Annotated in this window: 13 protein-coding genes; 5 read left to right on the top strand and 8 right to left on the bottom strand. The window is 60.2% G+C overall.

The window, feature by feature from the left end; genetic code table 11:
- Positions 1–2: 2 nt before the first annotated feature.
- The 4 genes from INS80_RS07335 to INS80_RS07320 form a co-directional block, all read right to left on the bottom strand.
- A complete protein-coding gene (locus INS80_RS07335; RefSeq protein ID WP_192965009.1) occupies positions 3–572 on the bottom strand; it encodes a helix-turn-helix domain-containing protein in 570 nt (189 codons plus the stop codon).
- Between the two features lie 98 nt (positions 573–670).
- Complete coding sequence (locus INS80_RS07330; protein WP_192965007.1) at positions 671–1,123, bottom strand: free L-methionine (R)-S-oxide reductase MsrC; 453 nt, start codon at positions 1,121–1,123, stop codon at positions 671–673.
- 74 nt (positions 1,124–1,197) lie between these two features.
- Positions 1,198–2,244 carry an alpha/beta hydrolase gene (locus tag INS80_RS07325; RefSeq protein ID WP_192965005.1) on the bottom strand — a complete coding sequence of 349 codons (1,047 nt, stop codon included), beginning with the start codon at positions 2,242–2,244 and terminating at the stop codon, positions 1,198–1,200.
- A 172-nt stretch (positions 2,245–2,416) separates the two neighbouring features.
- Positions 2,417–3,589 (bottom strand): thiolase family protein, encoded by a 1,173-nt coding sequence (locus INS80_RS07320; RefSeq protein WP_192965004.1) that lies wholly within the window; start codon positions 3,587–3,589, stop codon positions 2,417–2,419.
- Between the two features lie 97 nt (positions 3,590–3,686).
- Here INS80_RS07320 and INS80_RS07315 point away from each other — a divergent pair, with 97 nt between their 5' ends.
- From INS80_RS07315 to INS80_RS07305, 3 genes are all read left to right on the top strand, one after another.
- Positions 3,687–4,031, top strand: coding sequence for an STAS domain-containing protein (locus tag INS80_RS07315; RefSeq protein ID WP_192965003.1), 345 nt, complete (start codon positions 3,687–3,689; stop codon positions 4,029–4,031).
- 48 nt (positions 4,032–4,079) lie between these two features.
- Positions 4,080–4,517, top strand: a complete 438-nt coding sequence (locus INS80_RS07310; protein ID WP_192967223.1) for an ATP-binding protein — start codon at positions 4,080–4,082, stop codon at positions 4,515–4,517.
- Between the two features lie 292 nt (positions 4,518–4,809).
- On the top strand, positions 4,810–6,387 hold the full coding sequence (locus INS80_RS07305; RefSeq protein ID WP_192965002.1) for a gamma-glutamyltransferase family protein: 1,578 nt from the start codon (positions 4,810–4,812) through the stop codon (positions 6,385–6,387).
- Positions 6,388–6,536: 149 nt separating this feature from the next.
- Here INS80_RS07305 and hspQ read toward each other — a convergent pair whose 3' ends face one another.
- Positions 6,537–6,863: a heat shock protein HspQ gene (gene hspQ, locus INS80_RS07300; protein WP_192965001.1), complete on the bottom strand. Its 327-nt coding sequence runs from the start codon at positions 6,861–6,863 to the stop codon at positions 6,537–6,539.
- An 85-nt stretch (positions 6,864–6,948) separates the two neighbouring features.
- Between hspQ and INS80_RS07295 the strand changes: the two genes are divergently transcribed.
- Both INS80_RS07295 and INS80_RS07290 read left to right on the top strand, forming a co-directional pair.
- Positions 6,949–7,836 (top strand): AEC family transporter, encoded by an 888-nt coding sequence (locus INS80_RS07295; protein ID WP_192965000.1) that lies wholly within the window; start codon positions 6,949–6,951, stop codon positions 7,834–7,836.
- A gap of 53 nt (positions 7,837–7,889) precedes the next feature.
- Positions 7,890–8,477 carry a transglycosylase SLT domain-containing protein gene (locus INS80_RS07290; protein ID WP_192964999.1) on the top strand — a complete coding sequence of 196 codons (588 nt, stop codon included), beginning with the start codon at positions 7,890–7,892 and terminating at the stop codon, positions 8,475–8,477.
- A 269-nt stretch (positions 8,478–8,746) separates the two neighbouring features.
- Here INS80_RS07290 and INS80_RS07285 read toward each other — a convergent pair whose 3' ends face one another.
- The 3 genes from INS80_RS07285 to INS80_RS07275 all read right to left on the bottom strand — a co-directional run bounded on the left by INS80_RS07285 (position 8,747) and on the right by INS80_RS07275 (position 13,641).
- Positions 8,747–9,337, bottom strand: a complete 591-nt coding sequence (locus tag INS80_RS07285) for a LolA family protein (RefSeq protein ID WP_192964998.1) — start codon at positions 9,335–9,337, stop codon at positions 8,747–8,749.
- Between the two features lie 96 nt (positions 9,338–9,433).
- Positions 9,434–12,346 carry a DNA translocase FtsK gene (locus INS80_RS07280; protein WP_192964997.1) on the bottom strand — a complete coding sequence of 971 codons (2,913 nt, stop codon included), beginning with the start codon at positions 12,344–12,346 and terminating at the stop codon, positions 9,434–9,436.
- Positions 12,347–12,459: 113 nt separating this feature from the next.
- A complete protein-coding gene (locus INS80_RS07275) occupies positions 12,460–13,641 on the bottom strand; it encodes an aminotransferase class I/II-fold pyridoxal phosphate-dependent enzyme (protein ID WP_192967222.1) in 1,182 nt (393 codons plus the stop codon).
- Positions 13,642–13,649: the final 8 nt, after the last annotated feature.

The following is a 13,649-nucleotide window of genomic DNA, read 5'->3' as shown; positions in this document are numbered from 1 at the left end:
CCCTAGTACACCGGCGGGGCGATGACCCAGACCGCCACGGCGGCCACGTCATAAGGGTTGGCCCATTGATAGGGTTCATGGCGAATGCGGAAGCTGTCGCCGGGGCCGACGGTGAAGGCGCGCCCGCCGATCACCAGATCCAGCTTGCCCGAGATCATGTAGCCCACCTCCTGCGTGGGCCGGTCCGCGGGGGTCTGCATGCGTGAGCGGGGCGCAAAGGTGGAATGCACCATTTCAAAATCATCGGTGAGGTCCGGCGAGAGCAGCTCTTCGATCAGACCTTCCTCGCCCGACCCCATGGGACGGCGCGCACCTGCACGCACCACATAGCCCTGTTCCTCGGCCGGAGCGTTCGAATGGGCAAACAGCATCGACATGGGCACGCCCAGACACTGCGCAATCTGGCGCAGGTCCGAGATTGACGGATCAGACAGGTCCCGCTCCACCTGACTGAGCCAGCCCACAGAGCGGTCAAGCCGTTCCGCGATGTCCGTCAGGGTCAGCCCGCGCGCCTTGCGCAGGGCACGGATGTCGGCGCCAAGGGTGGCAGAGGGCGGGGACAGGTCGGACAAGAGGAGGCTCCGGGACGTGAAAAAATGCAGTTCTTTTTCACGATGCCCCGAGTCAGTGAAATTTCAAAGCATTTTTTCACGAATATCACAAAAGCCCGTCAAACGGCGAAGACCTGTTTCAGGATCGCAGCCAGTTGGTCGGCATCCTCTTGCGTAAAGGCATCCGGCTGGTCGCTATCGATATCAAAGACGCCGATCAGATCCCCGGCTTTGTTCCAGACCGGCAGAACCAGTTCCGACTGGGTGGAAGAGGCGCAGGCGATATGGCCTGGAAAAGCCTCCACATCCGGCACCAGCTGCACTTCGCCGCTGCGCGCCGCCGCGCCGCAGACCCCGCGCGAAAACGGGATCTGAAGGCAGCCGTGCCCGCCCTGATAGGGGCCGATCTTCAGCAGCTCGGGCGCCACCGCGCGGTAGAAACCAGTCCAGTCAAACCGGTCATCGCTGTGATGCACCTCGCAGGCCACGGTGGCCATCAGGGCGACTTCGTCGTCCTCCCCTTCGGTCAGGGCGGCGATAGTCTTTGCCAAGGTGCTGTAATCGAGGCTCATCAGGTCAGGCTCCCGCATCTATCAATTTCACAGGTGCTGTATCCCGTGACGGGCGCCCAAGCGCAAGATCCTGCTCAGGCATCGGCGTTTAAGGCCAGCCCCAGCCAGGTCGCGGCCTCGGAGATGGCCAGATCCCCTTGCGGGACCACCTTGGTGAGGTTCAGAAAGCCGTGGATCTGGCCCGGATAGCGCGAGAGGGTGACCGCAACACCTGCCTGCTCCAGCGCCGCGGCATAGGACAAGCCGTCGTCCCACAAGGGATCGTGACCTGCAACCAGTACAAAGGCCTGCGGCTGCCCTGCCAGTTTCCGAGACATCACCGGAGAAACCTCCGGCGCCAGCCTGTCCTGACCTGCAGGGAGATACTGGTCCATGTACCACTCCATCCGAGGGCGCGACAAAAGGGCATGCTCGTGCAGCGCCTCAACCGAGGCGGAATTGAGCCGCGCATCCACCGCCGGGTAGAACAAGAGCTGCGCTTGTGGCAGGGGCACTGCCGCCTCGGACAGGCTGTGCATCAGGCTGGCCGTCAGGTTGGCACCGGCGCTGTCGCCACCGACCGCAATACGGTGTGGGTCTATGCCAAGCTCCTCGGCATGGTCCAAAAGAGCCCGATATCCCGCCATCACATCCTGAGGCGCCGCCGGAAAAGGGTGCTCGGGCGCAAGACGATAGCTGTAGGCCACAACACAAATACCTGCACGCGCCGCCAGTTTGGCACAAAGCGCATCATGGGTATCGATGCTGCCCTGAATCCAGCCTCCTCCATGCAGATACATCAGGCAGGGCAAAGACTGGCCCGGATCAATCGCGTCCGGCAGGTACTGGCGCGCAGGGCGCGGGCCATCCGCACCGGGCAGTGTGATGTCGCTCCGCGCCACTCGGGCCATGCAGGGCGCGTCGAACTTCTCGATGAAACCGGCCAGCTGCGCGCGGCTTTCCGCGACCGTGGGCACGGCGCCCGGATCGCGTACCAGACCCACCAGATCTGCAACGGCCTGCGCCTTGGGATCGGCCTGCCTCTCATCAACGACCGGCAAGGATCCACTATAGAGCCTGCGTACAAGACCCTCGGGCAACAAAACACGCACCAGCGCCCAAAGCAGCTTCAGTTTCTTCATTGGAAACCTCCCAGCACCAAACCCGCCAGTGGCTCAGTCAACACGTCATTGAATATGTGAAACAGAGTGCGGGGAGTTGAGCGGCCGCGCAAGCCATGTAACGCGGCGGCAGATCAGAAACGCAAAAAAGGCGAGGGACTGGTCCCCGCCTTTTTAAGGAATTGGTCCGCGATCAGACGCGCTCGATCGCGATGGCTGTACCTTCGCCGCCGCCGATGCAGATCGCCGCAACGCCCCGCTTCAACCCGCGTTTTTCAAGCGCATTGAGCAGCGTCACCATGATCCGCGCGCCCGAGGCTCCGATGGGATGTCCCAAAGCGCAGGCGCCGCCGTTGACGTTCACCTTGTCACGGGTGATCCCCATCTCGTGCATGAAGGCCATGGGCACTACGGCAAAGGCCTCGTTCACCTCCCATAGATCCACGTCATCGACCGACCAGCCAAGTCGTTTCAAGAGATTCTGCGCCGCCGGAACCGGTGCGGTGGTAAACCAGCCGGGTGCCTGAGCATGGCTGGCATGGCCCATGATGCGCGCCCGCACATTTAGACCCTTTTCCTTGGCCGCCTCTTCGGAGGCCAGAACCAGCGCTGCAGCCCCATCGGAAATGGAAGAGGCATTGGCCGCCGTGACCGTGCCATCCTTGCGGAAAGCAGGTTTCAGGTTCGGAATCTTTTCCGGGCGGGCCGACTGGGGCTGCTCATCGGTGGTTATGATCCGCTCGCCGCTGCGGGTGTGGAGAGTTACGGGCGTGATCTCACCTTCAAAGGCACCACTGCGCTCGGCATCCAGCGCGTTGGACAAGGAAGCCAGAGCGTATTGATCCTGCGCTTCGCGGGTGAACTGGAACTTTTCCGCACAATCCTCGGCAAAGGTGCCCATCAGGCGTCCCTTGTCATAGGCATCTTCCAATCCATCGAGGAACATGTGATCGATGACCTGGCCGTGACCGATGCGCGCACCACCACGCATCTTGGGCAACAGGTAGGGGGCATTGGTCATGCTCTCCATCCCGCCTGCAATCATTGTATCGGCATGGCCCAGCGCGATCTGGTCAAAGGCAATCATAGCCGCCTTCATACCAGACCCGCACATCTTATTGAGCGTGGTGGCGGGCACCTCTTCACCCAAACCGGCTGCAAACCCGGCCTGCCGCGCGGGCGCCTGACCCTGACCTGCCGGCAGAACGCAGCCCATCAGAACCTCGTCCACCGTATCTGCGCCAGCGCCAGACAGGGCTGCCTTGATCGCGGCTCCGCCCAGTTCTGCAGCTGTCACACCGTCGAATACGCCCTGAAAGCCGCCCATTGGCGTTCGGGCCGCACCGGCAATCACAACTTGTTTCATGAAATTTTCCTCCAATCGTCGAAATTATCCATACAGAATGCTAAGGTTTGAGGTCTAGAGTTCTTGTGAAGTACAGATTGACGCCCGGGGAAATACTATGAGCCTATCCAGCACTGTAACGGACGGCGCGCAGATCGTGACGGTCAATGCCGAGAGGATCGACGCTGCCATGGCGATTCGGTTCAAAGAGGACATGCGGTCAGCCACCGAAAGTGGCCCGGATCGTGTGATTTTGGATCTGTCCGAGGTCCAGTTCATCGATTCAAGTGGTCTGGGAGCGATTGTAGCTGCCATGAAGCAGCTTGGACAGGGGCGGCGCCTTGATCTGGCCGGTCCCACACCCATGGTAGAAAAAGTCTTCCGCCTGACGCGCATGGACACGATCTTCAACCTGTACGGATCGCTCAAAGAGGCGATCTCAGAAACCAAGGTCGGCACATGATTGCGCACGTAAGTGCGCAAATGCGAAACCGCGCGAAGCGAGATGAAAATGGCTGAAATCTTTGCCTGCTCGTTCACGGCTACAGAACTGGATGCACGCTCGGGCATCACAGAAGTCGTGACGCGATTGCGCAAGATGGGTATCCCCGAACTGCGAGCGGATGAAGTGCAGATTGCCCTGGCCGAGGCGGTCAACAACGTGGTTGAGCATGCCTATGCCGGAACTGCACCGGGGGATGTCCGCATCCGGTGTTCGCTGGACCCACAGCGACTTTGGATCAATATCAGCGATGCAGGCGCGCCATTCCCGGATGGGCAGCTCCCGGACGGAAAAGCGGCCGACATCGACGTTCCTCTGGATCAGCTGCCCGAAGGCGGGTTTGGCTGGTTCCTGATCCGCGAGTTGACCAGCGATATCCACTACGAGCGAAACGCAGGCAACAATCAACTTTCTCTATGTTTCGAGATCCAGGTTACACAAGCCTGATACCAGCGCCCCAATTGCACCACAAATTTGACCCAATAGCGCCCAATTGGTGTGGCTTACATTAAGAATAAGCTTCTAATGGCTGTGCCCGGCGCCATGTGTCACTGCCCCCACCAAAGTCCTGGCGCCGGGTGTTTTTATCTAGGCCAGCGTAACAGCCCTCCACTCCGTCACGACAGGTTTATCCCGCATGCTGGTCCCCAGCCTGGTGACTGACCAGCCATCACGTCTTTCGCATTGCCTTTAAGTAAGGAGACACTACTGTGCGCCCGAAGCAGAAAGGGAGAGGTACATGCGCGACTTTCAACAACCGGGACGATCTGCAGTTTTTGCTCAAAATGGGATGTGTGCCACGTCACACCCAGTGGCAGCAAGCGCTGCCATCGACATTCTCAAACAAGGCGGCAACGCTATGGATGCTGCCATCGCCGGTGCAGTGCTTTTGGGGATTTGCGAACCTCAGATGACCGGAATCGGTGGCGACTGCTTCGTGCTCTATAACCGCCCCGGCAGTGAAGAAATCCACGCGCTCAATGGTTCGGGCCAGGCGCCAGCTGCCGCAAATGCCGCAGACTTGCGCGCTGAAGGGCTTAAGACCATCCCCCTGCAAAGCCCACACGCTGTATCCGTTCCCGGGGCAATCGATGCGTTCTGCCACCTCTCTGAAAACGAAGGCAAACTGGGTCTCGACACCATCCTTGCACCCGCAATTCACTACGCCGAAAACGGTGTGCCCGTGGCACCGCGGGTAGCATTTGACTGGGCCAATGACGCAGACACACTTCAGGGTTCGGCGCGCGAAAGCTATCTGTTCGGTGGCAAAGCACCCTCGGTCGGACAGATCTTCCGCGCGCCCGGTCAAGCCGAAGTCCTGCGGCGCATTGCCAAGAGCGGGCGCGATGCCTTCTACACCGGAGAAGTAGCCGAAGACATGGTTGCTGCTCTCAATGCTCTTGGCGGGGTCCATACCGCTGACGACTTTGCCGCTACGGCCTGCATGAAAACCACGCCTGTTGCAGGAGACTACAAAGGCATCGACTTGGTAGAGCATCCGCCCAACGGCCAGGGGGCAACAGCCATCCTCATGCTGAACATCCTCAAACACTTCGAAATCGCTGGTATGGCCCCATTTGGCGCCGAACGCGCTCACATCGAAGCCGAAGCAGCCAAGCTCGCCTATGATGCCCGCAACCGTTTCATCGCCGATCCGGATCATACAAGCCGCCTGGAGCACATGCTGGCGCCGGAAACGGCCGCAAAACTGGCCGCGCTCATCGATCCGAAACGCGCCATGGCCGCTGCCGCACCGATCAGCGAGGCAGTGCACAAGGACACGATCTACATCACCGTTGTAGACAAGGACCGTATGGCAGTCTCACTGATCTATTCGATCTTCCACGGCTTCGGCTCGGGCATCGCTTCAGAGAAGTTTGGCATCCTGCTGCAAAACCGCGGCGCAGGCTTTACCCTCGAAGAAGGCCACGCAAACGAGCTGGGCGGTGGCAAGCGCCCCATGCACACGATCATTCCCGGTATGCTGCGTCAGAACGGCAAGGTCATCATGCCCTTCGGCGTCATGGGCGGGTCCTATCAACCCAACGGCCACGCGCGCTTTGTCTCAAACATCACCGATTTCGGTATGGATCCTCAGGCCGCAATGGATGCGCCGCGCAGCTTCTCGGATGCAGGTGTATTGAAGGTGGAACGCGGCTATTCAGATGCCGTGCGCCAAGAGCTTGCAGACATGGGTCACTCCGTCGAAATTCCGGAAACCGCGATTGGCGGATCGCAGGCGATCCGGATCCACGAGGGTGACCTCCTCGAAGGTGCAAGCGATCCTCGCAAGGATGGCTGCGCTCTCGGTTACTGATCAGGGGGCATTCACCGTCACGCGCGACCGCGCTGCACCGGAAGGTGCAGCGCCGGGCCCAAGGCTGTCAGGCTAGATCGGCACAGCCGATCTAACCGCAGGCGCGGGAGCGCTTGCCGTCCTTTGACTACCCCTGATTGGAAAAGTGCCTAGTTCAGCTGGTACTGCAGGGAGTATGTAGCACCATCAAATTGTCCGAACATCTCTGGTACGTCCGGATGGCTGACCGGCTCGCCAGAATAATCGGCCACAAGGTTCTGCTCGGACACATAAGCAACGTAATAGGTCTGATCGTTTTCAGCCAAAAGGTGGTAGAACGGCTGGTCTTTGACCGGCCTGCTGTCCTCGGGGATGGCTTCGTACCATTCCTCTGTGTTGGCAAAGGTCGGGTCCACATCGAACACCACCCCGCGGAAGGGATGCTTCCGGTGGCGGACGATCTGGCCCAGGTTATATTTTGCGCGCGTTCTCAACATGGTCTTGCTGCCCCCGTGGATTACTACTAACGCGTATGGGCGACGGATGTCCAACTCTTGAGGCAAATTTTCGGGGAAACAGACTGTGAACCTTGCTGTAACAGTGCTCGAGATCGTAGCCCCTGTCTTCCTTCTGGCAGGTGTTGGTTTCACCTGGGTGCGCCTCGGTTTTGAATACAGAATTCAGTTTGTTACCAGACTGGCGATGACTCTGGCCGTGCCCTGCTTGATCTTCACTGCCCTGATGAAGACCGAGCTGGATAAGAGCGCGATAGGCTGGTTCGTGCTCGCCGCCTTGGCAGGGCATGCCCTTCTGGCGCTCGTCGGTGCTGCACTGGTCCGGATCATGCAACTCGAGCGGCGCAGTTATCTTGCCCCCTTCATATTTGGCAACACCGGCAACCTGGGCATTCCCCTTTCCCTTTTTGCCTTTGGGGACGCAGGTCTCGGCTATGCGGTGGCGATGCTGGCGGTCTCGGCCGTCCTATCCTTTACCTTCGGGATCTACCTCGTCGCCGGTGAAGGCGGTGGCAGCAAGGCCCTCCGCGAACCAATGGTCTGGGCGACTCTGGTGGGGGCGCTCTTCCTGTGGCAAGGCTGGCAGACGCCCCTGTTCCTGACAAATGCGCTGGATCTGATCGGCCAGATGGCCATTCCGCTGATGCTGATCACGCTTGGTGTTGCCGTGGCGCGGCTGACCCCGGGAAAGACCGGTCTGGCGATTGCACTGTCGCTGATCAAGGTCACGCTCAGCGCCGCCATTGGATGGGGGCTTGGACTGGCATTTGGCCTTGATTACACCGCCTTCGGCGTGCTGGTTCTGCAATTGGCAACGCCCGTTGCCGTAACCTCGTACCTGCTTGCCGAAAAGTTCGAAGCGGATGCTCAGGCCGTGGCCGGCATGGTCGTGGTTTCGACCCTGATGTCCGTTGCAGCCTTGCCTCTGCTTCTGTCCCTGCTTCTGGAAATGTGATTTCCCCCGAAGGGTGAATTCGCTACACTGCCCGAAAACAAAAGGCAGAGGCAATGAGCAGAATCATCGTCGCCCTGATCCTCCTGTTGGCAGTTGCCTCCTGTGGAGGTGGGTACAAGTCTCCGCCGCGTAACCTTGATAACGCCTGCAGCATTATCAAGCAGCGGCCGGAATACCTGAAGGCCTTCCGCGCGACCGAGCGCCGCTGGGGCGTTCCAGTGCATGTGCAGATGGCTACGATCTATCACGAAAGCCGGTTTGACGGCGATGCCCGTACGCCGCATCGCTATCTTCTGGGGGTCATCCCGATGGGCCGCCAGTCAAGCGCCTATGGCTATAGCCAGGCACTGGACGGGACCTGGGACGAGTATCGCCGCGAAACCGGAAAGCGCCGCGCCAAGCGGGACCGGATCCGGGACGCTTCGGATTTCATGGGCTGGTATATGAACAAAACCCGTGAACGGAACGGCATCCCGCTATATGATGCGCGCAACCAATATCTTGCCTATCACGAGGGCCACAGCGGCTATGCCCGCGGCACCTATCGCAGGAAGTCCTGGCTCATCCGTGTCGCAGACAAAGTCGAAGATCGCGCGCTGATGTATCAGGCGCAGCTTGCCGCTTGCCGAAAGTTTCGATGATTGAAAAGCGTGTCGCTTGCAATCGAAGGATAAGGCTCTGCCACCTGTCTTAGGCCCTTGCAAGAAGGTCCTTCACCTGTTGGGCTCGGCACTGCACAACGGCGGTGCGGTTTGCATTTGGCGCCTCTTATCTCTGCGTGTTCGCCAATAGCGCCTGGCCTGATTCCGCACAAAAGGGGGTCATGCACTACCTAGGCACCTGCGGGAGCGGGAGGATTTTCTGCACAAAGACGAAACTGCCATTTGCACAGATCTGGCCCTGCTCGTGATCAGCGCGACTTGCTGCCTGCTCCGGTATTGAAGAGAAAAGACGACAGTTTCCCACCCGTCTCAAGTGCGCCAAGGATCACCGTCGTCTTTCCCCCGGCACTGTCATAGACAACCCACTTGCGCAGCTCTACGGGATCACCGGTGAACATCAGTTCAAGCCCGCCCTGCTCTGGATTCTCGGGATCCTGTGCTTGCAGAATCGTCGAGGTCCCATCGAATTGATGCCCGACCACCATGCCCGCTCGCGCCAAATCCACATTCTTGGCCAATATGATAGACAAAGGCGTACGTTTCAGGGGGTAGGTTTCGGGCGGCTGGTTCGATTTAGGGTCATGAATCACAACGGATCCCGATCCAGCCACAACGGTCGCGCCATTTTCCCCGTCATATTCAAACCGCATCCGGCCAGGGCGATGGATATAGAGCTTGCCGGTAGACAGGCTCCCATCATCATTGATCTGGGTAAAGGGCGCCTCGGCCGTGGTCAGCCCGTTGAGATAGGCGGACAGCTCATTGAGGCTCAGCTTTTCAGCCGCATATGCAGCCGGCGCCGCAAGAACAAACGCGATTGCGAATAGGATCTGTTTCATGAGGTCTAGATAAGCCCTGCGGCACCAAAAGGAAGAGGCCGCCCTGTCCAAGGGCGGCCCTGCGCACCGATCCGCCGATCGGCGTTCGTGCGGCCTTTATTGTTCAGGGACAAGGATCTCGCGCTTGCCGACGTGGTTTGCAGGAGAGACGAGGCCCTCTTCTTCCATCTGTTCCACCAGCCGGGCAGCCTTGTTGTAACCGATCGCCAGCTTGCGCTGGATGTAGGAGGTGGAGCACTTGCGGTCCTTGATCACAATCTGCACGGCAGAATCATAAAGCGCATCCTCACCAGTGGTATTGCCACCTGTCGATAGGCCCAGAACCGCGTCGATATCGTCGGCCTTTTCCTCATCCGGGCCATCCAGAACTGTGCCCACATAGGCGGGCGGGCCGAACTGCTTGAGGTGGGTGACGACTTCCTCGACCTCTTCGTCAGAGACGAAGGGTCCATGGCAGCGGGTGATCTTGGCGCCCCCTGCCATATAGAGCATGTCGCCCATGCCCAAGAGTTGCTCGGCGCCCATCTCACCCAAGATGGTACGGCTGTCGATCTTTCCGGTCACCTGGAAGGAGATCCGGGTCGGGAAGTTCGCCTTGATGGTGCCGGTGATTACGTCAACCGAGGGGCGCTGCGTGGCCATGATCAGGTGAATGCCGCTCGCCCGCGCCATTTGCGCCAGACGCTGGATGCAGGCCTCGATCTCTTTGCCTGCAACCATCATCAGGTCGGCCATTTCGTCCACGATGACAACGATATAGGGCAGCGCCTCGGGTGCGAACTCTTCCGTTTCGAACACTGGCTCGCCGGTGTCATCGTCAAAACCAGTCTGCACTGTGCGGGAGAACATCTCGCCCTTGGACAGCGCCTCTTTCACGCGACCGTTGTAGCCGGCGATGTTACGCACGCCCATCTTGGACATCTTGCGATAGCGGTCTTCCATCTCGCCCACGACCCATTTGAGGGCGACAACCGCCTTTTTCGGGTCGGTCACCACGGGCGACAGGAGGTGCGGGATGCCGTCATAGACGGACAGCTCCAGCATCTTGGGGTCGATCATGATCAGGCGGCATTCATCCGGGCTGAGCTTATAGAGCAGCGACAGAATCATCGTGTTGATAGCAACAGACTTACCGGAGCCGGTGGTACCCGCGATCAGCAAGTGAGGCATCTTCGACAGATCAGCGACGACCGCATCACCGCCAATGTCCTTGCCCAGGGCCAGCGGCAGGTTCTGGGTGCCGTCACCATAATCGCGGCTCGACAGGATTTCACGGAAGCTGACCATCTCGCGCTTGTCATTCGGGAGTTCGATCCCGATGACCGAGCGCCCCGGCACGGTCGAAACACGGGCCGACAAGGCAGACATAGAGCGCGCGATGTCATCTGCCAGACCGATCACCCGGCTCGCCTTGAGGCCAGGCGCAGGCTCCAACTCATACATGGTAACAACGGGACCGGGGCGGACCGAAACAATCTCACCCTTTACACCATAGTCATCCAGCACCGATTCCAGCATCCGCGCGTTCTCTTCCAGCGCTTCGTCACTCAGGTGATGACGTTCAATGGCGGCCGGATTGGACAATAGCGACAGGGGTGGCAGCTCGAACGCATCCTGATCTGCCTCTTCAAACGCAAGGCTCGGCTGGGCTTCTGCCTTGGCGCGGGTGGAGGGTTCAGGCGCGCGTCGCTGAGGTTTTTCCACGACAACTTTGCGCGGCTCCGCCACCGGAAGCTCCATCGCCCCAGCCGGTTCAGCAGCCCGTGCGGCCGCGGGCGCCGGCGGCAGTGTCGATACGGCCGTTTCAGCCGCAGCCGCCTGCGGCGCCGCTGGCACCTGCGCAAGGCCTTCCTCGAACGAGACCTCCGGCGAAGCAACGGCCTGCGCCGCTGTCAGAGGCGGTTCTGGCGGAAGCCCCTCATGCGGCGACGGATCGGCATTGAAGACCAGCGGTTCTGGGCGACGGCCGCGCCCCTTGGTCAGGGGCAGATTAGGATCGGGTTCCGTCACCTTGCCCGCAGCGCGGCGCACCCGGACGGCATTGGCAATCTTCTGGGAAATGCGGTCATCTCCCGGCAAGTCTTCGTCCAGGATCGACGGCTCTTGCTCCACCAGTTCCGGCTGCGGCATCGGTGCATTCGTCAGATCCGGATCAGCACGGCGGATCAGGCTCGGCACACGCGCAAACAAGCCTGCCTTTTCAGGTGTAGGCGCAGGCGTGGGATCTTCGGGGTATGTTTCGAACATCTGTGGCTCTGCCGCTGCCTCGGCTATTGCCGCGCTTTGTGCAGCTGCAGCTTCGGCGCGGGCAGCGCGCTTTTCGCGGTAGGCCTTGGCAGCCTGCAAACCACCCGAGGCGCCACGGCCCAGAAGGCTGGCCAGTGCGCCGTAGACCATCACCACACCAACCAGCAGGAAGCGAGCGGCGCGCGTCAATTCGGCACGAGAGAAACCGCAGACATAGACACCCAGAGCGACCATGCCCAGCGCCATCAGGAACGACATCAATTTTACAGCGAAATGAGAACTGATCGGCACGAGTGTCAGCAAAGCGCCCATCACCGTATCGCCAAAAAGACCGCCCAGACCAAAGCTGTGCGTCGACAACCATTCCGCGCCGGGCACCAGCGTGGCAGCGTAGACCGACGCCACCGCAACAAGAACGGGCGCAAAAACAACCCGGGCAATCGCTCGTTCCGATCCGCGATGCAGCAGGAAGCGGATCCCCCAAGCTAAGAGCGTCACGGCAAAGGCCACACCGCCCCAACCCACGACCATGAACAGTGGCGCCGCAATCGAGGCGCCCATGCGGCCCATCCAGTTCTGAACAGGCGCATCCGTGGAGACCATCCAGTTGGGATCATCCGGTGTGTACGAGCCGATCATCGCAGCCGCGATCAGACCGCACCCCAAAAGGGCAATGCCGATCAGTTCCTTGCCACGCTTTTCAATGGCTGCCTGCATATTGCTGTCCAGCAACGGATCCCGGCTGCGAGTTTGAAATGCCATGCCTACCTCAGTTCCAGTTTATCGCAGGTCGCCCGGCTTGGTGTCGGATCTTCGCCTGCATTGGTCTATTGATCTTGGCCGCCCGCCCCACTGCCGGGGGCGAACCGCAGTCTTTATTCGTAAAGGCACGCGCGCAATGTGGTCAGCGCCGCCCGTGTTGTTTCTGCCGGGGCGACAAGCGCCGCCCTGATATATCCTTTGCCGGGGTTCTCTGTCCCCTCGCCCTGCGCCAGGTAGGCGCCAGGAAGAACGCGCACACCCGTCTCGGTCCAGAGCTTTAGCGCTGCAGCCTCACCATCCTCGACCGGCAGCCACAAGAAGAAGCCCGCTTCGGGCGCCATGTATCCATTGAGGCCACCCAGAACATCGTCCGCGATGCGGTATTTTTCCTGATAAAGCGCACGGTTTTCCGCCACATGAGCCTCATCCGCCCAGACCCGCGCCGCCGCTGCCTGCAAGGGACCGGGAATTGGGGCACCGCTATAGGCGCGCAGCTGCTTGATACGCTTGATGCTTTCCGGCCCCCCCGCGATCAGCCCCGCGCGCAGACCCGGCAGGTTCGAGCGTTTCGACAAGGAGTTGAACAGCACCACACGCTCAGGATCGGCGCCCAGTTCCTGCGCCACGGTAAGCGCGCCAACAGGCGCTTCATCGCGGTAGATCTCTGAGTAGCATTCGTCGGCAAAGATGCGGAAATCATACTTTTCCGCCAGCCGCACCAGATCAGCCCAGTACTCGCGTGAGGCAACAGCCCCCTGCGGATTCGCCGGAGAGCAGATATAGGCCACCGCAGTGCGGTTCAGCACCTCTTCGGGAAGGTTTGCGTAATCGGGCAAGTGACCAGTGGCAGAGGTTGCAGGCACAAAGACCGGCTCTGCCCCAACCGAAATTGTGGCCACCATATAGACTTGGTAGAACGGGTTAGGGATCAGCACCACCGGCCGAGCGTCATTCTTGGTCTCCGGGCAAAGCGCCATGGCCGCATTATAGAGCCCTTCGCGGGTTCCGTTCAGCGCCATAACGTGGCCGTCCGGATCCAACGTCACACCATAGCGGCGCGCAATCCAATCGCACATGGCACCGCGCAATTCGTCAGATCCATCATTTGGCGGGTAGCTGTTAAACCCGGCAGCATTCTGCGCGATGACATCCGTGACCCAGGCCGGAAACGCATGTTTCGGCTCACCAATGGTCATATGCACCACATCCCCGCCGGGAGTGTGGTGGTCCAACAACGCCCGCAGACGCGGGAACGCATAGGCTGGCAGGTTCGAAAACCGCTCAGGGAAGTTCATCGCATATG

This window comes from Phycobacter azelaicus (genome assembly GCF_014884385.1).
Taxonomy (GTDB): Bacteria; Pseudomonadota; Alphaproteobacteria; order Rhodobacterales; family Rhodobacteraceae; genus Phycobacter; species Phycobacter azelaicus.
This window is presented reverse-complemented; position numbering and strand designations above follow the sequence as displayed.

Coding starts and splice junctions, on each gene's coding strand:
- INS80_RS07290 (WP_192964999.1), top strand. CDS start 7,890: ATGAGCAGAATCATCGTCGCCCTGATCCTCCTGTTGGCAGTTGCCTCC.
- INS80_RS07330 (WP_192965007.1), bottom strand. CDS start 1,123: ATGAGCCTCGATTACAGCACCTTGGCAAAGACTATCGCCGCCCTGACC.
- INS80_RS07275 (WP_192967222.1), bottom strand. CDS start 13,641: ATGAACTTCCCTGAGCGGTTTTCGAACCTGCCAGCCTATGCGTTCCCG.
- INS80_RS07305 (WP_192965002.1), top strand. CDS start 4,810: ATGCGCGACTTTCAACAACCGGGACGATCTGCAGTTTTTGCTCAAAAT.
- INS80_RS07325 (WP_192965005.1), bottom strand. CDS start 2,244: ATGAAGAAACTGAAGCTGCTTTGGGCGCTGGTGCGTGTTTTGTTGCCC.
- INS80_RS07320 (WP_192965004.1), bottom strand. CDS start 3,589: ATGAAACAAGTTGTGATTGCCGGTGCGGCCCGAACGCCAATGGGCGGC.
- INS80_RS07310 (WP_192967223.1), top strand. CDS start 4,080: ATGGCTGAAATCTTTGCCTGCTCGTTCACGGCTACAGAACTGGATGCA.
- hspQ (WP_192965001.1), bottom strand. CDS start 6,863: ATGTTGAGAACGCGCGCAAAATATAACCTGGGCCAGATCGTCCGCCAC.
- INS80_RS07280 (WP_192964997.1), bottom strand. CDS start 12,346: ATGGCATTTCAAACTCGCAGCCGGGATCCGTTGCTGGACAGCAATATG.
- INS80_RS07315 (WP_192965003.1), top strand. CDS start 3,687: ATGAGCCTATCCAGCACTGTAACGGACGGCGCGCAGATCGTGACGGTC.
- INS80_RS07285 (WP_192964998.1), bottom strand. CDS start 9,337: ATGAAACAGATCCTATTCGCAATCGCGTTTGTTCTTGCGGCGCCGGCT.